Origin of the sequence: Metamycoplasma gateae, assembly GCF_036352135.1 — a bacterium.
Lineage (GTDB): Bacteria > Bacillota_I > Bacilli_A > Mycoplasmatales > Metamycoplasmataceae > Metamycoplasma > Metamycoplasma gateae.
This window is the reverse complement of sequence record NZ_CP143578.1, coordinates 461,247-487,140: the sequence shown is the minus strand read 5'-3', so window position 1 is coordinate 487,140 and position 25,894 is coordinate 461,247. Positions and strand designations below refer to the sequence as shown.

The following is a 25,894-nucleotide window of genomic DNA, read 5'->3' as shown; positions in this document are numbered from 1 at the left end:
GTTCATTTTAATTCTCCTGTTTAAATGCTAATAGAAACATTTAATAAATCAATTACATTGTGAAAAAATAGCGAAAATAAAAGGCGAAGAAATTCTTCGCCTAGCACGATAAACCGCTTTTTGTACTGTAAACAGTGCCAACTATTTATCTAAGTTTATAAAAACTTCCCAATCTTAATTCATTTATCTTAATCAGGTTCCCCTACCAAAATTTGGGTTTCTAGCTCATGGAGTTTACATCGTTGCACCTTAATTTAATAAGCTCGTCTCTGTTGCACTAGTCGTCAACTCATCGTTGCCTAGGTTTATTTGACCTAGCATGAACACTACTTGCATCGCAGCAAGTGCTAGAGCGGATTTTCCTCTACATAAATTTATGCAGCAGTTGGCTGTGCTATATTATTTTACATTAATTTACTTTAATATTTATCGATATTATAAATTAATAGAAATCTTGTTTATTAACTCTATCAAGTTCTGATCATTCTGAATCTGATTTACGGTCATTTAGTTTCATAAACTTACCGTATCCACCTTCTTTTAATGTTAGAAGAATATATTCTTTTTTAGAAATTTCATATTGAGGACCATTTTCTCTAACTTTTCACTTGAATTTTGTAAGTTTGTTTTCTTCTTGAAGTTTATAACCCGAACTTGTAATTATATATGTTATTGACTCAGGACCATAGTCGTTTTCATCATAGTAATGTCAAGTTTTTCAAAAACCTCAACCAGTTTCTTTTTTAACATAGTTAGTAAATTGACGTCTATGTCTGATGCTTCCAAAATATCTTTGCATACCAGAGAATTTTGAATTAATAAATGGAATTGCAGAAATATTTGTTCCTTCTTGAAGTTCTCATAATATTGAACGAACACCAGTGTACAGGTTAATTTTTCTTCTACTTACATCACGTTCTGAAACTAATGACTCACGTCCAAATACTTCAAATATAATAAAGTCCATTGCTACTTTGAAACGATAAACAGCTTTTCATTCTTCTGATTTTGAACGTATCTTAAAGTTATCATTTCAAGCTTCTGAGCTTCTTTGATATTGTTGTTCAAGTATCTTAAAAATTTCATCCATTAATTTAAGAGCATCTAATTCTGGTTGAATATTATCTGGATCATCTGAAGGAGCACTCGGTGAAGAAGAACTTATGCTTCCTATGCTAATATAATCATTAAGTGTTTGCATATTAGTACGTTTAGTTCTATCAGGGTTCATATTAATATTTCTTAATGCATTATAAATTACTGAATTAGATAAGTTACTTTTTCCAAACAATAGGTTAATTAATTTAACTAATCTTTCACCAGTTATAGCCTTATCATTTCCAATGAATGACGCAATTATTTTAACATCTGCAAAAGAGAAACCAGATTTTATTTTATTGATTGCATCATTTAATCATTTTATGGGTTCAAAAATTGTAAAGTTTTTACTGTAGTTAACAACATGATCGACGCTTCTTTTTACAACTTTTCTATTGTAGTAATCAGTTTTTATTAAGTCTCTTATAATTGCAATAATTAACTCTGTAAGGAATTTTGTGTCTTCATCTGTTGTATTTTCAAGTTTTAGATAATCCATAACATGTTTTACAACTATCTTAATTAAGTCGGTATCATCAATAACGGCTTCAATAACTTTTGTAACGTTAGTTTTTAATTTTTCAGATACTTTAGAAAGTGTTTTATTTACAATTTCACCAATATTATTAGCCTCAATTTTTGGTTTTGTGAAAAAGTCAGTAACAATATCACCAATAAGAGTTTTTAAAATAGGTTTTTCCAAGAATTTATCAACAATAATTTGTAATTCATCTTTTGGAATAATTTCTTGATCAATTGCTTTTCAATCAATTTTCTTAATTTGGTCTTTAAATACATTATGAGCAAATTCAATAATAGCTTCTTTTTGCTCGGTTTGATTTGGTTCTAATGAACCATTTAAACCTACAAGAACATTGAAAATTGTACCTTCAATGTTTCTTAAGAAAGTATTATTATCATTATTTTCTGTATTTGAAGAAGGTTGTCCTGCATTTTCATTATTTGAACTATTTTTAGTTATTTTTGGAATATTTCTTGTTAAGTATGAATATAATGCATTTAGTTCTCTTACTAATTGTTCTTTTGATATGTTTGAACCAATTATTGATTTAAATAATTGTTCAACGTTTTCCGAGGTAAATAATGATTTTCAATCGATTAATTTTAATGATTTGATAACATTATTTTTTAGTTCTTCTCCATTGAAGTGGCCTTCATTATCAAAAATATTAATATTAATTAAGCCTTCAAATAATTTAGAAATAACCTCTGTTGTGATTTTTTTATCTGTAAGATTTTTTACTATTCTTGCTAATAATGTTGAAATATTATTTATTTCATCACTTGTTGCATCGAAAGAATAATTTTTATTTATCACACTAATAATTAGGCTGAACATTTTTGCTATATAATCTTGATCTTCATTTGCTTTTTCAATGACTTTTTTGATTAAGTTAGTTATATTATCTTTATTATCTCTTAGTAATTTTCTAACCAATTCATTCATCGTATTAATCGAAGATAGTGCATTCTTATCTAGATCAATTAAGCTATTTATTATATTTACTAAGAAATCTTTTGTCGTTTCTTCTTCGAATAAAATGTTTATTATTTTTTCTTTTGTTTTTGAAGCAAAATCTGTTGCATTTGCATCTTCATTTAAAATTAATTTAGTAATAATATCAAGTTTTGAACCAACGTAATTCTTTATTTTTTCTGATTGTTTTATTTTATTAATTAACTCAGGAATTTTAGTTTTAATTGTTTCACGATCTTGACCTTCTAAAATACTTAATGAAGATTTAATTAATTTAAATACTACTTCAATATTTAAAAGAATTCCTTCTTTTTCATTAAATTGAATAATGTGTTTGTTTTTATTATTAGTATTTGATTCTTCATTATTTTCAGCAGAAGGGTTAGAGTTATTTTCTGATACTACAAAAAGATTTTCAATTTTTTCAAAATTATTAATTATTAAAAGAATAACTGTCGATAAGTCTTTTGATTCTAATGAAATTAAAAACTCTTGAATTTTTGTTATGTTTGTTGAGTTTAATATTTGAATAATGTCGATTAGTCCATTAAAATCATATTCTTCAAAGTTTAAATTATTCTCATTAACGTTCTTAATTACAAGATCAACAGCGGATTTGGTAATGCCTTTTGTTAAACCTCAGTTTGGTATTGAATTTAAAAGTTTCTTGATAAAATTTTTAAATTCATCCTTTTGTTGATTTTCGAAAGTTAGATTATTTAATTTTTCGGAAATAAATTCAACTAGGAATGATGCTAAACTGTCTTTCAAATCATTTGCTTCATTTTTTGAAAGTAAAGAATTAAAGATTGAATCAATTTTATTAATTAATCATTCTTTATTTGTTGATAAGAATTTTTTAATAAGTTCTTCAAATGATGGGGTTTCATTAATTACTTCTGGTAATAGTATTTTTTCAATTAATTCATTTATGTTTTGTTTTATTAGTTCATCAAATTGAGAATCAACAAATTCGCTTAATTTTGTAATTAAGTTTTTTAGTTGATTTTTAGTTTCATCTTGTATAGTCAGGCTTTGTACTTCTATGTTTTTAATTGAATTTACTATTAATGTTTTAAGATCAAAATTAGTTCAAATATAATCACGAAGTTGTTGTTTGTTTAAAAGAATTGAAAATACTTTTATTAATTTTGCTTGTTGATCAACGTTTGTATCATTTGATTTAATGATTAGTAAATTAAATATTTTAATCATCTTTTCTTTATCAAATGTTAAGAATGATTTTAAGGATTCATTGAATTTATTTTGTAGATCTTCAAATGTCGAGTCATCGCCTAATTCTTTTATTTTGTTATAAATTGTAGTTTTTAACTCATTAAATAGTGAATTATTTGGTAATGATTTTAATAATAAATTTAGATAAGAAGTTATTTCAGTTATTTCTTCTTGACTAAAATCAATAGATAATTGAGTTTTTAGTAAAACTATAATACTTTTCGAAATTAATTCAGTGGTTTGTCCATCGCTTAATAAAACATTTAAATTGTTGTTGATAAACTCATCAATTTTATTATTTTCAATGTTTTTTAATAATTTAAGAATTAATGTCTTAGGTTCGATAGTTATGTCCTCTTCATTTACGAATAAACCTTCAAATATTTTTACAAAATGTTCTTTGTTGTTTGAACTTAGAATTAATTCATATATTTTATTAATTATTAATTCCGGCAACGTTTCAAGAGGGTTTTCATCTTGAGAAATGATTTTTAAGTTTTGAATATTTAGATTTTTTAATTGATTTTTCAATAGTTTTAAAAGAATTGATTTTATTTGTTTATTTTCTTTTAATTCATAAATACCATCAACAACATATGGTATTAATTCTTTTCTATTATCTGCAGATAATCTGTTTAAAATCTTGTTTATTAGTTCAAATACTTTATTTATATCAATGGCGTTTGCAGTTTCATTATTTACATTTTCTGTATCACTTTCATTACCGCCGCTTTGATTATTATCTAGGTTATCTATCTTAATTAGTGATAAGATGGTCGGAATATTAATAAATGCAATTTTTAAAAGTGTTTTAACTTCATCTTTTGAAATTGTATCTAGTAAAAATTCTTCAATTAAATTTAAGAAATCAATACCATCTTCAAACTTAATAAAGTCTCCGATTTTATTTCATGAATATTTACTAAACTGAATACCGAAATTGCTAATATTAAATTCAATTGTGTCAAGCAAGCCATTAACTACAGAATTAAATAATTTATTTTTATTTGCAAAGTCAATACCTTTTTTTAATATTGATTTAACATTATTTTTTTCTTCTTGACTTACATTTTTATAATTTAATTTTTGTTGTAGGAAGTATGTTGCTATATCAACTATTTTATCTTTATTTTGCTCGCTTGATAAAACCAACGAGTTAATTACTTCATTTAAGAAATCTTTTAAAAATTCTTTATTTTCACTAAATACTAATGATAGTAATTCATTTAAATTTTGTGCTTTTTTAAGTTTTTCGTTTGAAACCGAGTTTTTAATTAATTCTTTAATTTTTGAAGAGATTTGAGTATCTCATTTTTCTATAGCAATATCAGTTGTATTTTGTATTAGTTGCGAGACATCTTGTTGGATTTCTTCAGGTAGTGTTGAAACATTTATATACTCTGGAAGTTTTGAAATTAATTGTCTTAGATTTATTTTTTCTAATATTAAATTTAAAATATCATCATTTTTTAAGAAAATAGAAGCTACGTTAATGAAATGATTAAATCCATTTTTGCTAGCAGAATTTTTTAAACTTAGTAAATCAAGTGCCTTTTGAATAACGTTTGAATTTATAGAATTTGATAATAATTTTGATAATTCATTTCTTAAGTAATCACCAAGTTTTTGGAAATCAGTTATTGCATTTAAATCAATTGAATTTATGATTTCTTTAAAATTATCAATAAAGTAATTTAATAGTTCTGATCTTGGAACTGTTTCTAAAAAGTTTTTGATATATGTAGAAACTAATTGTCTTTCATTGTTATTTAATTGAATATTTAAATGAGAGTTTAAATATGTAGCTAAAATATCTGTAAATAAATTACCATTATTTTCAGTAGCTAATTCATTCAATAATGTTTTTACAATGTTGACAATTCCGTTTTCGTCAATTCTTTTTAATATTGAAACTGTAAAGTGCAAGAAGTTATCTTTTTGATATAAATTACCATTGTCAATTAGATCAAATGCAAGATTTTTTACTTCATTAATTACGTTTGTATTGTTAATTGAGCTATAAATATTTTTATAACCATTTCTAATGAATTCTTCAATACTCTCAATTTGTGGATTCGAATCTAGTATCTGTTTTTCAAAACCAGTTTTTTTAATGTAATTTGTCAATGGATATATAACTATGTAATTACCTAGTTTATCAATTAATTGATTTAATAAACTATTTTTTGAACTTATGTCATCAATTAAAAGCGAAATTAATTTCTTAATATATTCTTTACCATTTTCATTAAGTTCATTATCAACATTATTTGTAATATTTTCAAAAAACTTAAGAATAGAAGATCTTAGATTTTCATCAAGTAATCCACTTATTTTGTCAGCCTTTAAATAATTTTCAGCATCAACTAAACCAACTCCTAAATATAACATTCCATTTTTATATTTTTCTTCATCTAGGTTTTCTACGCTTGGAATATTACTAATTAGGTTAAAAAATATTCTATTATTTGAGTTTGCCTTGCTTGTATTAAATATTAAACCTTTTACAAAATGTTTAATTAATGTTGCTGATTCTAAAGTCTCATTACTTTCGGGAAGATTTAATATTGTTTCAACAAAAAGTTCTAAAAATTCATATGAATATTTAAAGTTATCGATATTTATTATTGTGTGTTTTATGAAGTAATAAATATCTTCTGTTCTTTCTTCTTTTATTTTGTAAATGTCTTTTAAGTTTTCAACTAACCTTTTAAGAATTTCATCGAACAATATTTCATCTGTTTTAATTCAATTAATTACAGATGAGAATAAAAGAATTATTTCATTTTTAGCATCACTAAAAACTGAGTTAATAAATTTTTCAAAGCTTGTACTTTTGAAATATTCTTCATGGTTTGAGATAAAATTTTCAACTAATTTATTTATCAACTCATCAAATTTTGAGCTTATTTGATCATTTTTAACTGCATTATTTCAAATAGCTGAAATTCTTTGTGGAAATATTTTGTTTACAACATTTGATGAAAATACAAGTTTTAATAAGTTTTTTATATTTTTATTTGCAAATTCTTTATTTTTTTCATTACTTAAATAGTTGTTATTTAGAACTGATTTAAAAATGTAATAAATATTTTCTTTATTTCTTAATTTTTCATTAATTTTATTTCTTATTTCTTCAAATTTAATATTTTCATGTGATTTTTTAGCGATCAATTCTGATATTTCAAGATTTGCTTGATTTAATAGATTTTGAATAATTTCTGAGTCAAAGAATTGATCGAAAAAGTTTAATAAAGGTTCTTTATTTTCTAAATTATTATATTCTTCATAAATATTGTTAAATCATTGTCTAACTTCATCATTATGAATTCCTAAAATGTTAAATATGTTGAAAATAAAGATTTTTTTATCTTTGAATTCAAGGGTATAAAAGTAATTCTTTAATTCAGTTAAAAGCTTTTGTGAATAAATGTTATTTTCTTCAGAATCTGTAATTTCACTATTTAAATTATTTCTTTCAAATGGGTACGGTTTTCTGTATGTATCAACATCTGTACCGACAATTCCTAAAATCAATGATTTAATTGTCGTAGCTTTTTTAGAAAATTCAATAGCAATATTACTTTGATTTTTTTCTTCTGTTTGAAATAATCTCTTATATTCACTACTCGATATAGACATTTTTGAAAAAATATCTTGAGCAAGTTTTTTATAAGCATTATTATTTGGTAGAGTGCTGAAAAAATCCGTTGAAAATTTACTAACATTTGATAACAGATAGTTTTTATTATCTAAAGAATAGTAGTTTATTTGTGTTTCATTTGCAACGTCAGAAATTGTTTTGTTTAATTTTTCAGTTATTTCATATATTAATTTAATTCCTTCAGTTACGTTCATTTTTATAGGATGTAATAAAGGCGAAATAAAACCAGTTAAATTAATGTTAATTTCTGGATTGATTGATTTAATTTCTTTAACTACGTTTAAATAGTTTTTCTTAAACTCATTCAATCTAATACTTATTATTTGTTTGTACGAATTTAAATAGTCATTTTTTTGATTTTCATTTTCAAAGTTATTAAGGGCTAATGAAAGAAGTTCGTGTTTTTTAAAAATATCATTTAAACCTAAAGAAACTGTTATTAAATTAGAATCTTTAATTTTAGAAATTACTTCGTTTGAAGTTAAGTTATTATTTACCAAGTTTAAGTTTTTATTAATTTCAAGTGTTTTGGATAATGAATTAAAATTAGAATATTGTTTTGGATTTAATAATTCAAGTCAATCCTTAGTTGTAGAATATGAAATACCTAAGTTGTCATACTTATTAAGAGTTGTCTTTTCGTCATCTAATAATAAAATTGAATTAGCTAAATATGAAGCATATGATAATCCATAAACTTCATTAGTTTGATTGTCAAAAAAGTTTTTGTTTTTTGCATTATCACTATTGTTATTTCCAATAGCATAATCATCACCTATAGCAACATAATTAATTTTGCCACTAACAGGTTTTTGATGATTTGGTTTATTTGTATCAATTTTTTCTTCTTTTTCATAATCACACGCTGCAGATAATGCAGGCATTACTAAGCCAAGGGCTAAAGCTGATGAAAATTTTCCAACTTTTTTAACGATTTTTCCTGTTTTCATAAGAAATCTCCTAACCTATCGATACATCTTCATAAATGTATTGGTAATGTTCTGGGGCAGGTTTTCCTCTTCCAAATATTTTGATAGTTTGAGGAATACCGAATTGTCCTATAATCATAATTGAGATCAAGCTTAATTTTCCAGCAATGTGTAAATTATTTGTTCCAGAAGATAATCCTGTTGAAAGTCCTGTATTACCAAAGGCTGAACAAGCTTCAAACGATGCAAAAATCATTGGATAATGTGAATTATCAACAAGTTTTGTATCTTTTGGCAAGGTTGAATAATTTATAATCGTTACTGTAAATACTAAAACAATAGCAAGGGCAAAAACATTTACAGCCTTTATTAGTGTTTCTTTTCCAATTTGTCTTTTAAAAGCATTAATTCTTCTTCTTCCAGTCATCATTGTAAGAATACTTAAAAATATAACTGCAATAGTTGTATTTCTTATACCTCCAGCGGTTGATACCGGAGAGAAACCGATAAACATTAATATACTATGTAGGACTATTGTTGAATGAGTAAAATTATAATAATTTACAGTTGAAAATCCTGCTGATCTTGTTGAACTTACTTGAAAGTAAATTGCGAATAATTTATCTCCAATTGATCCATACTCTTCTTGGTATCAGAATGTTTCTTTTGATTTTGAAGAATATTCTAATATTACACTTAATACAAAAGCAACAGCAGTTGTAAATAGGTAAGTAATTATTGTAAATTTTGTGAATAAATGAAATCTGTGATTTGGTTTGTTTTTATCTAATGATTGTATTTTTTTTCAAATATCATAGATAACTGGAAATCCAATACCACCAATTAAAAACGTAATTATTGTTACAATTTGAAATGAGTAATTGTTATAAAAAGGTTGCAAACTTCTATTACCAAATAAATCAAATCCAGCATTATTGATTGAGCTTATTGAATGAAATATTCCATATTTTAATGATTGTAAAAAATTATTGTAAGGTATTTCATTTTGTTTCATAACTACCTTATTGTTAAATAAAATTGGATTTAGTGATGAAACTTCTTCAGATACAAAATTATCATTTGGAGTTAAATATAAAATCATTGTAAAGATAAAAGAAGCAATTATTGTTGTAATTATTAAAAATGAAATTGCTATTTTTATCATTTTTCTAGTTTCACTAACAGTAATAGAACCTCTTTCCGTCTGTGAAACAAGATTACTAAAAATATTGGATTTTAATCCTAGAATGGATTGGAATATATAGATTTTAAATGTAAATATCCCAATACCACCGACGACCATACTTAAAGCTATTAAGAATTGACCAAAAGCATTAAAAGTTTCAGATATGACTAGTGGTGTTAATCCTGTATCACTAAAGGCCGACGCAGAAACAAATAAGGCATCAATATACTTAACAGGTTCCTTTAAATCACTTTTATGAGATACATTTCAAAATAGTAATAATGATATGAAAATTGTGAATAAAATATAGATAATAAAAATATATCTTACCGCGCCAAGCTTACGTAAGAATCTAAGAACTATATTTGTTTTTTTTGCATTCATTCTTTTATTTTTCATTTGCTAAATTATATAGCAAAATAAAAAAAATATTATTTCATAATATTAGCGTAGAATTATCAAAAAGTTAAATTTTGAAAAATAACCTTAATTTAAATTGAAAAACAGATGTTTAGTTGGTTTTTATAAGCAAAAATAATGATAAATAAAATTAAATTAAAAAATAAGGTTTTTTTAGCATTATATTTTATTTTATGGTTAACCATAAAAAAATATTGTGGTAAGATTTTATTATTATTTAAGATCTTTTTTATAGGAGAACATATGAAACTATTTAGAAAAGTAAGAGAAATTTGTGTAATAGGAATTGGACGTTTTGGACAAGCAATAGTTCAAAAACTTTTATCGGATAGAAATAGCAATATAAGATTGGTTTTAATTGATCAAGATGAAAAGCATTTATTGCAATTTAAAGATGAAGTGGACAGTATTTATATCGCTGACTGTGCGGATAGAAAAACATTAGAATCATTAAATGTTAAAGAATTTGATGTTGTAATAGTTGCTACGTCAAATAATATAGAAATAGTGGCCGCACTTTCTGAAATTGGCGTTAAAACAGTTATTGCAAGAGCATCAAACTCACGTCATTCAAGAGTTTTAAGACAAATTGGAGTAACTTGAATAGTTTCACCAGAAGAAGAAACTGGCAAAAAAACGGCCATTTTAGTATCTGATAATGCAATCACTAATTTTACAGAAAACATCGTTGAAATTCAAGACGGATTTGTCAGTTCATCAATATATATAAAAAACAATGAAATTTTTAATAAAAAAATTAGAGATTTATCTTTTAGAAGTAAATATAATGTTTTAGTTTCATTGATTAAAAGAGAAGATAAGTTTTTCTTGTCTAGCGGAGATTTTGAAATTCAAGAAAACGATTTGATCACTTTTATTGGTAAATTAGAAGACATTATTGACGTGACAGAATTTTGTACAAGAGTAAATAATAAAAATAAATAATAAGGAATAATGAATAATATGAATGAATTAAATATAAATATAATAGATAAATTCGAAGAAAACTATGAAAGTGATCTTTCAAACAAAGTAATAGAATCTGCTATTTTTAAAAATGGATTAAAACAAAGTTCTTTAAATAATGAAGTTGTTAAGAAACATAATTTTGTTTTTTCACATGAAACAAAAGTTGGAAATATAACTAATCAAAAACAAAGCGGTAGATGTTGAATATTTGCGGGTCTAAATTCTATTAGAATCAAACTTATGCAAACCTTTAATACTGATTCTATCGAATTATCACAAAATTATCTTCATTTTTTTGATAAACTTGAAAAAGCTAATTTTTACTTAAATTGAGTTGAAAACCACGGATTAGAACTAGAAAATGAAGACAGATTATTTAGACATTTTAATGCAAGTCCAATTTCTGATGGTGGATATTGAGAATTTTTTGTAAATTTAGTTAAAAAATATGGAATCGTTACAAAAGAAGCAATGAATGAATCGTTCAGTTCTGAATCAACAGGTGATATGGTAACTCAAATTAACTGAAGATTAAAGGCTTATACAGCTAAAATGAGAAAAGAATTTGCAATTTCAAAAGACAAAAAGCAAATCAGTTTATTGAAAGAAAAAGCATTAGAAGATGTTTATAACATTTTGGTAAAATCACTTGGTAAGCCTCCTAAAAAATTCAAATTCGAATTTATGGATAAGGATAAAAAATATGTTTCATTAGATGAAATGAGCCCAACTGATTTTTACAATAAATACTTGAGTGAATTTGTTGAATCAAAAGTTGACCTAGTGTCAGATCCGAGAAATAAATTTGAACATAATTCAATTATTCAAGCTCCATTATGCAATAATATGGTCGGTGGAAATCCATTAACAATGATTAATGTTGATATTGAAGTTATGAAAGATGTGATGATTAAACAAATTAAATCAGGTGAAGCTGTTTGATTTGGTTGTGATGTTTCTACTTTTTCAAATAAAGATGGTATCTTAGATTCAAATTTATTTAATTTTGATCTTACCTTGACAAAAACTCCAGATTTTTCAAAAGCAGAAAAATTTGAATCTAGAGCTTCAGTTATTGCTCACGCAATGAACATGGTCGGTGTAAATTTAGATAAAAATAATAAAGCTATAAATTGAAAAGTAGAAAATAGTTGAGGTAGCGATATTGGTCATAAAGGTTTTTGATCAATGAGCGATCAATGATTTACGGATTATAATTACATGGCTATTGTCGATAAAAAATTCTTGCCTAAAGAAGTATTGGAAGCATTTAATAAACCAATTTCAACAATCACTCCTTTTGATCCTTTGTGTGATGAATAAAATAAACGCTCTGTTTGTAGAGCGTTTTTCTTATATTTTGATATTCAAAAGTGATTATTAATTTATAATTAATAATTATTTACCAAAGGAGTTTTATGATTTCAGTTGATCTTACTAAAATTAAGAGATTTAAAAAACTTAAGGATTCTGCTATTCAAAAAATATTGCATCCAACTGAAATTATTGAATTTAATAAATTAAGCAAAGATAAAAAGCCGATTTATTTAGCGACTAGATGAAGTTTGAAGGAATGTATTTTTAAGGTTGATAATAATTTCTTTGAATTTAGAAAAATACTTATTAAAAAAAATGAGAGCGGTAAATATATATTTAATGATTTTCAGCTATCAACTACAAACGAAGATGGATATATTGTAGCTGTTGCATTTAAGTCATAAAAAAGTTAGGAGTTTTAAATATGAAATTAAAGACAAGAAAATTTTTTAGATTTTTACCATTATTACATAACTACACAAAATTGCTTGCAAAAGCAAGACGTAACAGAAATATGCCTGAATATTACAAACCAGGTGAAAAACAATACTTTTTACAAAAATATGGTTCAAATATTTTAAGACATTTAAATGTCGAAGTTAAAGTAGAAGGTTTTGATAATATTCCTAGTGGTCCTTGTTTCTTAACACCAAATCATTCAACATATTTAGATCCATTAATTATTATTTCAGCTTTATGAAATCATGGTGATGGACAAAGAAGATCTAGATCTTCAAATTTTGTAGCTCGTGAAGAAGCTAAAAAGAAAAAATCTATTTACAAAATCGGACAATTAATTGATACATTTTATATAAACGCAAATAAACCTAAGGAAGCTTTAGCAATATTAAAAGAATTTGGACAACATGTTAAGAAGAATCAAACTTGTGGTGTTATATTTCCTGAAGGAACAAGAACTAGAGATGGAAAATTAGGTAATTTTAACTCTGGTGTATTTTTAACAGCTCAATCAACATATATTCCTTTAGTACCAGTAACAATAAATAACGCAGCCAATGCCTTAGATTCTAATAGAAATGGCAAATTAGTTGTTACTGTTAAATTCCATCAGGCAATTAAACCTCAACAATTCCAAACATTAGATAAAAAAGACTTTGCAACCTGAGTGCAACAAATTGTGGCATCTGATTATATTGATCAAATAATCACTTCAAAAGAAACATTAAAAAATAAATATACAAAAAGAAACTAATTTAGAAAAAAAGCAGAGTAAAAGCTATGAGTAAAATTACTAAACCAATTGTTAATGAGATTTCGTTTGAAGAAAATGAAGAACAAATAAAAAACGAAGAAAGCGATAGACATATTTTTAGATTATCAAATTTTGATGGACCACTTGATTTATTAGTTACATTAATACGTGATAAGAATATCAGTATTTTTGAAGTCGATCTTTTTGAATTAGCAACTCAATACTTAGAAATAATAAAAAACATTAAGTCTTACGAAATTGATGTAGCTTCTGAATATTTAGTAATGGCATCAACCTTGCTACAACTTAAAGCAAGAATGTTGTTGCAAGATCCTGAAGCAGAAGAAGAAATAAAGCAAGAAAAGAAAAGATTGCTTGAACAAATTGCTGAATATGAAAAATTTAAAGAAATTTCTGTCTTGTTAAAGGAACGAGAAGAAAAAAGACAATACTTATATTCAAAAAATCCAGAAGAAACCGATGAATTCATAAAAGAAGTGGATCATAGTGTCTTAGATGGTCATTCGAATAGCTCAAAATTAGTTATTACATTAAGAAAAATGTTTGAAAGAACATATTCAGAACTTATTAGAAATGTAACAATTTCTACAATATCAGTCAGCCCAGAAGAACAAAAAGAAAGAATAAAAAAATTATTTAAATTTAAAAATGAATTGTCTTTTCAAGAAATTTTTAGTGTGCCAACAATGGGACATTTTGTTATTACATTATTAGCTGTTTTGGATTTGGCAAGACAGCAAATTGTAATATTAGAACAAGTTGAAGACGAAGGTATAATAACATTTAAAAAAGGAATAGAATATGAAGAATAAAATTATCGAAGCATTATTATTTATACAAGGAAGCGAAGGATTAAGTTCTGAACAAGTTAAGGATATTTTTAAACTAAATACAATTCAAGAAGGAAGAAAAATATTAAAAGATTTCAAAACGTTTTTTAATAATCAAGATCGTGGTATCAAGGTTCATGAATTTAATGATGTTTATAAATTTTTAACAATCGAGACTGTTAAGGATTATATTTCTGAACTTGTTACAATTGTAAGAAAACAAAGATTATCAAATGCTGCAATTGAAGTTGCTGGAATAGTTGCATATAAACAACCTGTTACTCGTTCAATAATCTCAAACATTCGCGGTGTAGTAAGTGATGGTATTGTCGCCAGTTTATTAGAAAAAGGAATTATTGAAGAAGTTGGTGTTGCACAAACTCCTGGCAATCCAATACTTTATGGTATAACAAATAAATTTTATGACTACTTTAAGATTAAAACACTAGCTGAATTACCACCATTCCCTGAATTTAGTCGTTATTCAGATGTTGATGAAGAAATTATTGATAAAGATTTTAATTTATTCGATTCACAAAGAAGTGATACAAATAATGATGGTATCTTTTTAGAAGAGGAGAATTTTAATGAATAAATTCAAAGCCAAAAAAGACGATGTTGGTCGGATTCTTTATAAATATTTGATTAAGGTTTGTGATAATGTTCCTAAGTCAAGAATTGAACGAATTTTTAGAGAAAAAGATGTAAAAGTAAACGGGATTAGAACTAATGATAAGCAATACAAGTTGCAATTAGGTGATGAAATTGTTGTTTATGGAATTAAAGAAGTTGCAAAACCAGAAAAAAGAAATACATCTAATATAAATTTTAAAGTCATCTATGAAGATAAAAATTTATTAATAGTAGATAAAGCTGTAAATATTGCTATGCATTCCGAAGAAAATTGCTTAGATGATCAAATTCATAAATATTTAAATTTTAAAAAAACTTCTTCTTTTGTTCCTGCTTCAATAGGAAGAATTGATAAAAAAACTAGTGGATTAGTAGTTTATGCTAAAAACTATAAAACATTGGTCGTTTTTGATGAATACCAAAAACATTTTGAAAAAGTTTATCAATTTGTTGCTGATTTTAATCAGGAAAAACTAGATATAACTGTTAGATTAGAAAAAGATATTAAAAATGAAAAAATGAAGGTTAATCCAGATTTTGGTATAAAAGCAAGAACAATTCTTTATAAAGAAGGTAATAGAAGTTATGCTCAAATCATTACCGGGAAGAAACATCAAATTAGAGCTACTCTTGAATATCTAAAATCTCCAATTTTAGGAGATGTTAAATACGGTGGAAAAAGAGCTAAAAGAATGTACTTACATTCATATTCTGTGAAATTTTTGAATCTTCCAAAAGAATTTGAAGAGTACAATGAACAAATTTTCATTTCTCAACCAAGATGATAAGAAGAGGAATCTTATATGTTTAAACACGATTTTAAAAAAATAGCTAATAACTTACTATTAGAGCCATCTACAGAAGTTTTAGAAATAACTCAAAATTTATTATCTTCTATTGATGAACAGCTTAATGACTTAGATCAATTAAATTTAGATAATGTAAAAGCTCTTTCACATATTAATGAACTAAAAATACCATTTGATAAATTAAGAGACGATGTTGAAAACAATGATACAAAAATATCAAAACAAAATATTTTGGAAAACGCTTTTGATAAAAATGAGGAAATGGTTGTAATGAAGAGGGTTGTCAATGAGTAATAAAGATATTAAAAAAATAATTTCTAAGTTATCATCCGATTCTAATAATGCTATTTCTTATGTTTTTAGTGATGCAAAATTAAAAAATGATGGATTATTAAAAAATACTGTTTTTACCATAAAAGACAATTATGCAGATAAAGATGTTATATGTAGAGGTTCAAGCCTTTTTCTTTCAAATTTTAAACCACAATACAAAGCAACAGTCATCAAATTACTAGAAGAAAATGGATCAACTTGTGTTGCACGAACTAACTTAGATGAATTCGGATTAGGTGGATCAGGTGAATATTCAGCTTATGGTCTTGTAAGAAATCCGTTAAATTTTAATCACCTTGTTGGCGGTTCTTCTTCGGGGGCAGCTGCAAGTTTTGATTCTGATATTGATTTTGCAATCGGTTCAGATACGGGAGACTCAGTTAGAAAACCAGCTTCAAATATTGGTGAAATTGGTTTTAAACCTTCTTATGGTGCGATAAGTAGGTATGGATTATTTGCGTTTGCTTCATCACTAGATACAGTTGCTTATTTCACACATACAGTAAATGATTTAATTAAACTTTCTTCAATTTTATATAAACAAGATTTAAAAAATGATTTAACCTCTATAGATTTAAGTTTTAACTATCAAAAAATAAAAGAAAACAAACCAAAAAAAGTTGCATATTTAGATTGCTTTGATAAATTAAATCCGTCAATTGCTAAATCTTATAAACAATTTTTAAAGAAATTATCTGATGACGGCATTGAACTAATAAAGGTTGAAGAAAATATAAAAATGCTAAATTCTATTGATGTAATTTATAAAGTAATTGCATTTTCAGAAGCTTCATCAAATCTTTCAAACTTAACAGGTGTTTCGTTTGGACAAAGAGAAGAAGAAAAAGATTGAAGTGAAACCTTTAAAAAATCAAGAACAAAATATTTAGGCAAAATGGTTCAATCAAGATTAATATTAGGTTCATTTTTTCTAAAAGAAGAAAATCAATTAAGATACTTTGTAAAAGCAAAAAAAATGCGTCGTGTTTTGGTGGAATATTTTGAATCTATTCATGATATTGCAGACGTTTTTATATATCCTGCATCAAATGATGTTGCTCCTGAGGTTGATAAAAAACCAAAATATAAATCATATTTAGATTATATTTTAACTTATTCTAACTTAGTTGGAAATCCCTCATTAAGCATAAAACTAGGTATAGACGAACAAACTAATCTTCCGTTTAATATTGCGTTTGATGTTAAAAGAAACAAAGATATCGAATTATTTGAATATTCATTATATTTCGAAAAGAAATTAAAGGAGTTTCATGAATAATAATTGAGAATTAGTAATTGGAATTGAAATTCATCTTGAGTTAAATACCAAAACTAAGATGTTTTCTTCACAACCCAATCAATATACTTCTATACCCAATATATATGTTTCAAATATCGATTTAGCATATCCTGGTACTTTACCTATTGTTAATAAACAAGCTATTATAAAAGGTATAAAATTAGCAAAAGCTTTAAATATGGAAATAGATCCAAACATTAGATTTGACAGAAAAAACTATTTTTATCCAGACCTAACTAAGGGATATCAAATAACACAACAGTTTAACCCGATTGGAAAAAAAGGAACTATTAAAATAAAAGTTGATGGTATTTGAAAAGATATTAATATTGAAAGAATACACCTGGAAGAAGATACTGCAAAATCTTTGCATGAGGGTGATCACACTTTTTTAAATTACAATCGTTCAGGAGTTCCGTTAATTGAGATTGTTTCAAACCCAGTAATTCATTCAGCAAAAGAGGCCGTTGCATACGTTGAAGCAATTAAGCAAACTGCATTAGCATTAAATATATCTGATGCAAAAATGAATGAGGGAAGTTTAAGAGTTGATTTAAATATTTCTGTAAGAAAAGTAGGTACTAGCGATCTTAATACTAGAATTGAAGTAAAAAATTTAAACTCAACATCAAACATTGAAAAAGCAATAAAATATGAATTTGAATATCAAACTAATTGTTATGAAAATAATAAAACTTTCGAACAAGAAACAAAAAGGTTTGATGAAAGCAAAAACATAACTGTTTCAATGCGTTCTAAAACTGATGCTATTGATTACAAGTATTTTCCAGAACCTAATATTCCATATATTGAACTATCAAAAGAATTAATTGATAGTGTTCAAATTGAGGAATTACCATATGAGAAGGAAAAAAGATATATTGAAAATAATTTGAATAATGTTCAAATATCTCAATTAATTGATAACATCGAATATTCAAAATTTTTAGATGATTTAAAAACGAAAGATTTCAAAAAGACTGTAAATATATTCTTTTCAGATATTGTATCTTTTTTAAATTTAAATCAAAAAACAATAAGTGACCAAAAATGAGACATCAATGAAATGTCAAAATTAATTAATTGAGTTATTGATGGAAAAATAAACAAGAATAATATCAAAAACATTTTAAGACTTCACGATGAAAATGGAACATTATCATTTGAAGAAATAGTTAATCAAAATAACTTTTTTGTTAAAGAAATACAAATTTCTCTTGGAGATGTTGTTGCACAAATTTTTGTTGAAAATCCAACCTTAGAAAATGAATTTACAATTAACTATAATAGAGCAATAAAATTTTTAACTGGACAAGTTATGAAAAAAACAGGTGGAAAAGCAAATATCCTTGAACTAAATAATATGATTAAGGAAAAATATGAAGAAAAAAAATAAGGATATTTTAAAAACTGGTTGAGACAAGGATGATGAAGACAAAAAAAATAAAGAACGATCAACATCTTTTGCTTCTAAACAAATAGTTAAAAATAGGCAAAAACAAAATATAGTCGAAAAAATAATTAAAGCAATAATTTATGGAATCTTATTTATTGCTATTCCTAATTATTTAAAAAGTTCTAAGGTCAAGGGACAAGAGATTGTAAAATCAACATATTCTAAAATTAATTCTAATGAATTTGCTTTTGTGCCTTCGGGATATGCAATGTATTTATTTTTATCATTCATTCCTACTTTAGGATTAGTTATAGGTATTATTGGCGCAATTAACCCTGAGTTTGAAATTATAATTAAGGTTATGATTTTAGGGCAGTTAATACCTGGAATTGAGGATGTAATGCCTGCCTTCAACGATATTTGAAAAAGTGCGGGTGGAACGATAGCTTTTATTTTTCTTACAATTTCAATTCTTTGAATTTCTTCAAAGGGATATAGTAAATTTATTCTTTCTTTTGACGCCTTATATGAACATAAATCATTAAATGGAATTTGAAAAATAAGAGTAAAAGGATTTTTAACAAGTATAATCATAACTTTTTCTTTAACAATTCTTTTACTAGTTATTTCTTCATTCTTAAACTTTATTTTAAAAAATGTTTTTTCAATATCGGTTAATGATAAGACGACACTAAAAAGTTTGCCGTGAGAGTTTCAATTAATTTTTTGACTTCCAACAATATTATTTTTACCAATAATAACTTATATAGCATTTTTATTTTTCTTCAAATTTGCACCTAATTTCAGAATTAAATTTTCGCATGTTAGCCCAGGCGCATTGGTAGTTTCAATACCTACTTCGCTATATATTATATTTTTTGGCTCACTGACGTCGTTAATTGACTATAATAAATTTGGAGTAGTTGCCTCATTTATGTACATTATTTTACTTTTAAGTGTTATGACGTATTTTATATACACAGGTGTAATTGTTAATTCGAGTTTTTATAAAACATTTATTAATTTACCAATAATGCAAAAAAGTAAATGATTTAGCCACAAATATTAATAAGCATTTTTTACATATTAGATAAATTAAATAATAATATAATTATTTAATATAAAGAGATCAGATTAAAAAACTAAAGGAATTAGTATGAATCCAAAATTACCAGGAGGTTTAGGGCACTATTTGCAGTGACTTAGAGCTCAAACAAATATTTCCTTTAAAAAATGAAACCCAAAAAGAATTGCCTTTGTGGGTGTTTTAATTGCTATTTCAGTAGTTTTCTTCTTAATTTCAGTAAGAATTTTGCCAATAAGCGCATTGCCAACTTTTAAATTTAGCTTTATTGGATTACCGATTAAAATTACAGGATTTATCTTTGGTCCAATCGTTGGAATGATAACTGGAGTGCTAGCTGATTTTATCTCTTTTGCTTTAGTTCCTACTTATTATAACTTTTTATATACTCTTGCCGTTGCCGTTGCTGGCTTTGTCCCCGGTTTAGCTGCATATTATTTCTTCAACATCAATGAGTTATTTTTCTCAAGAAATTACAGAATTTTTAAATTTAAACAAATAATTGAATTTTTTAAAATCCAGTTTGCAGAAGCTTTAGCAAAAGGTAATTCAGAAGATTTACAGTATTTTTCAGAAAGAATTGCTTTTTATGAAGTTAAAACTATATTATTAGAAACTAAGAAAAAACCAACAGCGATGATAAATTTTTCTTTTATATCAACGATTATTTTCTTAGCAATTCAAATACTTTTAATAATGGCGATATTTTTAAAATTAGACGATTCTATTTTTGAACACAACCGTTTTATTAAAAATAGAACATTCTATATGTTATTAACAACATCTGGTTTTATGGGGATGATTTTATTTGTTGTTATATATCGTTTATTTTTAAGAAAAAGGTTCCAAACATTTATAGAGGTCATGGCAATAATAACGTTCTGCGCAGTATTGGAACTCGCAAACACAGTATTATTAGCATGAGCTGATACATCAACCTTAAAAACTGATTTTTGAGTCAACTTCACTGGTCAAACCTTAACTAGCCCTATTAAAATATTTTTCAACTTAGCAATTATTTTAGCTACCTATAAGGTTGTTGCTTCTTTAGTTAAATCAAAGGAAGGTGACAGATTCTAATGGATAGAAAAAGGATAGTTGGTTTAAGAGTTTTAGAGTTAAAGAAGAGACTTAGAGTTAAAGAAAATAATAAAAAAGTTTTTAAAACATTAGTACACAACTTAAATTTTAAGTTATCTAAAAGCAGTATTTTAGGCATTGTCGGTAATGATGATAGTGCAAAAAATGCAATTTTTAAGCTTCTAACAAACAATAAATCAAGTAATAGTTCGTATCAGGGCTTTATAGAATTTAAGCAATCTGACGAAAAATATTCACTAATAAATAATAACGATATACTTTACAAAAGTAATTTATCATATGCTTTTGAAAATGACGATTTATTTGAAAATAAAACTAAAGAAACAGTATTTTCATATTTAGAAAAGTATTTTAAAAATAGTAATGTCATTAACTTATTAACAACTGTTTTAAATAAAAAATGAGATGACTTTTATCAAGATTCAAAATATCATTTACATTTAAAATATTCTGAAATTTATTTTGATCTTCAAACAGAAATTCAATCTTTATTAAAAGAATTAAAAGAATTATTATTAATACATGAAAAAGAACATTTAGAAAAATCAGATCGTAATGATCATATACTTTTAATCCAAGATATAAGCCGATTAATTAAACAAATTATTAAAATAATTCAATCCAATGAGATTGATTTCTTTAATTTTTTAGAAAAAACTATTAACAATTATGAAAGCGGTAAAACTTTATTAAATTATAAAGAATATAAACTAGCAAAAAAGAAGTACACCGATTTATTAAATAATAAAAAAGCCAAAGAAAATTCTTTGAATTCTAAAAAATCTATATGACAAAGAGCATTACAAAGTTTAGAAATCATTAAATTTAAAAATACTAAGAAAATGGCGGTAAGAAAGTATTTTTATAAGTTAAAACAAGATTTTTTACAAGAAATAAATTTTAATAAATTTCATTTAAAAAGAAACCTAAAACCAGAATCTTTTCTTCACTATTATTCAAGATATTACATTAATAAAATATATTTTAATTTCTTTAAAAAAAATATAACACAAATTCAATTTTTAAATCATTCAATGTTCATTGACTTTGTTAAGGAATTTAATGATCTAAGAGATAGCATGATTACTGAAATAAATAATCTTGGACCAACAGGAACAAAGAGAAAATTAAAGAAACAGATTCATCAAGTATCAAAAACGATGCTTGCAAATAACTCAAAAATGTACTTTGAACGTTTTAAGATTTTAAAACAAGAAATCGAAGAAAAAACTGAAGAAATAATATTAAGTAATTATATTCTGGAAGAAGATAATAAAAATCAAGAAACATTCAAAATTCATGATTTGAAAATGTATGAATATGATGTTTTTGAGAAAGAAGCTGAGTATCATTGAAACATCGAAAGCCATGGTAAGGTAATTAAACACCAGACAAAAGAAATCAACGACAAAGCAACTCCAATTTATTTAAAAAATGCTAAGGAGTTAAAAATAATTGATAAAAAAATCGATCAATTATTAAATTATTTAATAATCTTGAATACAGATGATACAACTGATACAGAATTAGTTTCTGCTGACCCATTTTTTAAATCATTAAACCTTTTAAAAGAATCTAAAGGTTTGCTGTTGCAATTATTTAACCAGTTTTCAAGTTATAAAAAGTTTGTTGAAAATAGTATAGATGTTAAGGTCCAGGTTCCTAAGCTAATATTAAAATCAAGTATATACAAGGTGCTTAATAATTCAAACATTTCATTAGAAAAATTTGCTATGAATCTATCTTATTTAACTTTAGATGAAAAAATATCACTTGAGTTAAATAAACTAATTTTTAACAATCCAAGCTTGCTAATAGTCGGCAACAATATTAAAAAATTAAATGAAGATTATCAATTTAAAATATTGAGTCAAATTAATACATATATACTAGATAAAGAAGCTTTAGGTATATATTTATTAGATAATGTTAACATTGCTTCTAAATTAACAACCGATTTAAATATTCTTTATAATTCAAGAATTATTGAACAGGGTAAGACAAATATAATAATGGATAACCCAATAAACCCTATTCTTAAAAAACAGTTAGGCAAAGAAGAAGAAAATCTAGATAAATATTACAATGATTTCATTAAAAAAATTAATGACTTTGAAAATATATTTAAGTACGAAATAGAACCAGATCATTACGTATGATGTAAGTGATACCAGCTAACTAATTGAATCAATAAACACAATACAAAAAATCAAAAATTAAGAGATCTATTTTTATTTGATAGAGAAGAAAAAAATACATTTAAAAAAATTGATAACAAACAAGAATATTCAGAACAAATTATTATTGATATAACTAAAAAAATAAACAATAAAACAGGAGATAATATGGATAAGAATTTCAATCATAAACTAGTTGAAAAAGGAATGCATCAAAAATGAATTGATATGAAATCTTTTTCAAGTCATGACTTAGATAAAAAACCTTTTACCATAATTTTACCCCCTCCTAATGTAACTGGAAAATTACATATTGGTCATGCCCTTGATACATATATCCAAGATACAATAATAAGATATAAGAAAATCAAAGGTTTTGATGTTATGTGGGTTGCAGGTAAGGATCATGCCGGAATTGCAACTCAAGCAGTTGTGGAAAAAAGATTAGCCGAACAAGGGAAAAATAAATATCAATTAGGTAGAGAAAAGTTTATTGAAGAAATTTGAAAATGAAAAGAAGAATATTCAAATAATATTAATAAGCAATGAGCAAAACTAGGATTAGCATTAGATTATACAAGCGAAAGATTTACACTTGATAATGATGCTAATGAAGCTGTTTTAAAAGTATTTGTAGATATGTTTGAGAGAGGATTGATATATCGTGATACAAAAGCGATTATTTGAGATCCAAAATTAAAAACAGCGCTTTCGAATATTGAAGTAGTTCCTGTTGAAACTAAGCAAAAAATGTATTACATTAAATATCCAATTAAAGGTATGAAACAAAACCTTTTAGTTGCCACAACAAGAGTTGAAACAATGTTTTCAGATGTTGCACTTGCTTTAAATCCAAATGATAAACGTTTTAAAGAGTTAAAAGATCTAAAAATAATTCATCCACTAACAAATAAGGAAATGCCAATAATTTCATCTGATTCTATTGATTTAGAATTTGGTACTGGTGTTATGAAAGTTTCAGCACATGCTATTGATGATATTGAAATTATAAAAAGAAACAATTTAGAAATTAATGAATGTATTAACGATAATGGTTTAATGAATTCATTAGCTGGAAACTTCGAAGGCTTAGACAGATTCGAAGCAAGATCTAAGATTGCAAATTATTTAGAAAAGAATGGTTTTATTGAAAAAATAGAAGAAACAACTTCAATTGTAAGTCATAGTGAAAGATCTAAAGAACCGATTGAAATCTTGGTTAAGCCACAATGATTTGTTAAAATGAAATCACTTTCTGATGATTTATTAAGAAATCTAGATTCTTCTAATGGTGTAAAAATAATACCTAACAAGTTTAAAGATAACCTAGTTAAATGAATGGAAAACGTTCATGACTGAACAATAAGCAGACAAATTTGATGAGGACATAGAATTCCAGCTTGATATAAAGATAATAAGATACTTGTTCAAATAAAAAGTCCAGGTGAAGGATGAGTTCAAGAAAGTGATGTATTAGATACATGATTTAGTTCAGCGCTTGCACCATTTGTATTCTTAGGATGACCACAATCAACAGAAAAATTAAAAAGATATTTTCCAACAAGTTTATTAGTAACAGGATATGATATTATTTTCTTCTGAGTGTCAAGAATGTATTTCCAAAGCTTAGAATTCATGAACGATATTCCTTTTGAAGAAGTATTGCTACATGGATTAGTAAGAGACTCACAAGGTAGAAAAATGTCTAAATCTTTAGGAAATGGTATTGATCCAATTAAAGTTATTGATGAATATGGTTCCGATGTTCTAAAAATGTCATTAATATTTAATTGTACTCCTGGCTTAGATATAAACTTTGGTGATGAAAAAATCCAAGCTTCAAGATTATTTATTAATAAGTTTTGAAATATTGCAAGATTAATTAAAGCTATACCTGTTGATATTAAAGAAAAGATTGATTTTTCAAAATTAGATGACTTTGATAAATGAATTTTTTCAGAGTTTATAAAGATGAGTAAAAACATTGACGAAGCAATGAAAAAATATGAATTTACAATTGTGTATAAACATATTCAAGATTTTATCATTAATAAGTTTTCATCATGATATTTAGAATTTTTAAAATTTAAGAAAAATAATTATTTCATACATTATTTATTTAAAGAAATTTTAATTACTCTCCATCCATATATGCCGTTTTTAACAGACTATATTTTCCAACAAATTTATTATGAAGAATTATTAGAAAACGAACTAAGTAATTTTGAAGTTGATGAAGAATTTGACACCAACAAAATTAATAACTTGATTGAATTAATTACTTTATTAAGAAAATACAGAGAAGATAAACAAATATCAAAATCAGAAACTTTAAGCTATTTTGTTGAAGGATTACAAATATCATTGTCATCTCAATTAATTATTTTTAAATTATCAAATTTCACATTTAATGAAAATAAAGACTTTTCAATTAAAACAAGTTTTGGTAATGTATATATTTACCAACGTGAAGAAGATAAAGCTAATGAAATTATAGAATTAAATAAGTTAATTGAAAAAACTAAGGAAGAAATATTATTCAACGAAAAATTTATAAACAATCCTAAGTTTATGCAAAATGCATCACCAGATAAAATTAAAGAAAAAGAAGAAAAGCTGTCGATGTATAGAAAAAACTTAGAGTTTTATGAAGAAGAACTAAAGAAAAAATCAAAATAAA

The 25,894-nt window shown here is 25.2% G+C and carries 15 protein-coding genes and 1 other RNA gene; 13 read left to right on the top strand and 3 right to left on the bottom strand.

What is annotated here, in order from left to right; translation table 4 throughout:
- Positions 1-104 precede the first annotated feature (104 nt).
- The 3 genes from rnpB to V2E26_RS02240 form a co-directional block, all read right to left on the bottom strand.
- An RNA gene (gene rnpB, locus V2E26_RS02250) (RNase P RNA component class B) lies at positions 105-397 on the bottom strand.
- Positions 398-442: 45 nt separating this feature from the next.
- The gene (locus V2E26_RS02245; RefSeq protein ID WP_330463253.1) at positions 443-8,446 is read right to left on the bottom strand and encodes a hypothetical protein; all 8,004 of its coding nucleotides are present in this window, start codon (positions 8,444-8,446) and stop codon (positions 443-445) included.
- A gap of 10 nt (positions 8,447-8,456) precedes the next feature.
- Positions 8,457-10,010 carry a TrkH family potassium uptake protein gene (locus V2E26_RS02240; protein ID WP_330463252.1) on the bottom strand — a complete coding sequence of 518 codons (1,554 nt, stop codon included), beginning with the start codon at positions 10,008-10,010 and terminating at the stop codon, positions 8,457-8,459.
- Positions 10,011-10,274: 264 nt separating this feature from the next.
- Here V2E26_RS02240 and V2E26_RS02235 point away from each other — a divergent pair, with 264 nt between their 5' ends.
- The 13 genes from V2E26_RS02235 (at position 10,275) to V2E26_RS02175 (ending at position 25,893) form a co-directional block, all read left to right on the top strand.
- Entirely contained in the window at positions 10,275-10,976 is a 702-nt protein-coding gene (locus V2E26_RS02235) for a potassium channel family protein (RefSeq protein ID WP_330463251.1), read from the top strand.
- A gap of 9 nt (positions 10,977-10,985) precedes the next feature.
- Positions 10,986-12,323, top strand: coding sequence for a C1 family peptidase (locus V2E26_RS02230; protein ID WP_330463250.1), 1,338 nt, complete (start codon positions 10,986-10,988; stop codon positions 12,321-12,323).
- Between the two features lie 95 nt (positions 12,324-12,418).
- Entirely contained in the window at positions 12,419-12,721 is a 303-nt protein-coding gene (locus V2E26_RS02225; protein ID WP_330463249.1) for a 4'-phosphopantetheinyl transferase superfamily protein, read from the top strand.
- A 20-nt stretch (positions 12,722-12,741) separates the two neighbouring features.
- Entirely contained in the window at positions 12,742-13,530 is a 789-nt protein-coding gene (locus tag V2E26_RS02220; RefSeq protein WP_330463248.1) for a lysophospholipid acyltransferase family protein, read from the top strand.
- Positions 13,531-13,556: 26 nt separating this feature from the next.
- Complete coding sequence (locus V2E26_RS02215) at positions 13,557-14,363, top strand: segregation/condensation protein A (RefSeq protein WP_330463247.1); 807 nt, start codon at positions 13,557-13,559, stop codon at positions 14,361-14,363.
- On the top strand, positions 14,353-14,976 hold the full coding sequence (gene scpB / locus V2E26_RS02210) for an SMC-Scp complex subunit ScpB (protein WP_330463246.1): 624 nt from the start codon (positions 14,353-14,355) through the stop codon (positions 14,974-14,976). Before V2E26_RS02215 ends, scpB begins: the two co-directional genes overlap by 11 nt.
- Positions 14,969-15,802: a pseudouridine synthase family protein gene (locus V2E26_RS02205; protein WP_330463245.1), complete on the top strand. Its 834-nt coding sequence runs from the start codon at positions 14,969-14,971 to the stop codon at positions 15,800-15,802. Before scpB ends, V2E26_RS02205 begins: the two co-directional genes overlap by 8 nt.
- Before the next feature lie 15 nt (positions 15,803-15,817).
- Positions 15,818-16,117 carry a glutamyl-tRNA amidotransferase gene (locus V2E26_RS02200; RefSeq protein WP_330463244.1) on the top strand — a complete coding sequence of 100 codons (300 nt, stop codon included), beginning with the start codon at positions 15,818-15,820 and terminating at the stop codon, positions 16,115-16,117.
- Positions 16,110-17,435: an amidase family protein gene (locus tag V2E26_RS02195; RefSeq protein ID WP_330463243.1), complete on the top strand. Its 1,326-nt coding sequence runs from the start codon at positions 16,110-16,112 to the stop codon at positions 17,433-17,435. The genes V2E26_RS02200 and V2E26_RS02195 overlap by 8 nt, the downstream gene beginning before the upstream one ends.
- The gene (gene gatB / locus V2E26_RS02190) at positions 17,428-18,852 is read left to right on the top strand and encodes an Asp-tRNA(Asn)/Glu-tRNA(Gln) amidotransferase subunit GatB (protein ID WP_330463242.1); all 1,425 of its coding nucleotides are present in this window, start codon (positions 17,428-17,430) and stop codon (positions 18,850-18,852) included. Before V2E26_RS02195 ends, gatB begins: the two co-directional genes overlap by 8 nt.
- Entirely contained in the window at positions 18,836-19,921 is a 1,086-nt protein-coding gene (locus tag V2E26_RS02185; protein WP_330463241.1) for a YihY/virulence factor BrkB family protein, read from the top strand. Before gatB ends, V2E26_RS02185 begins: the two co-directional genes overlap by 17 nt.
- An 87-nt stretch (positions 19,922-20,008) precedes the next feature.
- A complete protein-coding gene (locus V2E26_RS02180) occupies positions 20,009-21,016 on the top strand; it encodes an ECF transporter S component (protein WP_330463240.1) in 1,008 nt (335 codons plus the stop codon).
- Complete coding sequence (locus V2E26_RS02175) at positions 21,016-25,893, top strand: valine--tRNA ligase (RefSeq protein WP_330463239.1); 4,878 nt, start codon at positions 21,016-21,018, stop codon at positions 25,891-25,893. Before V2E26_RS02180 ends, V2E26_RS02175 begins: the two co-directional genes overlap by 1 nt.
- Position 25,894: the final 1 nt, after the last annotated feature.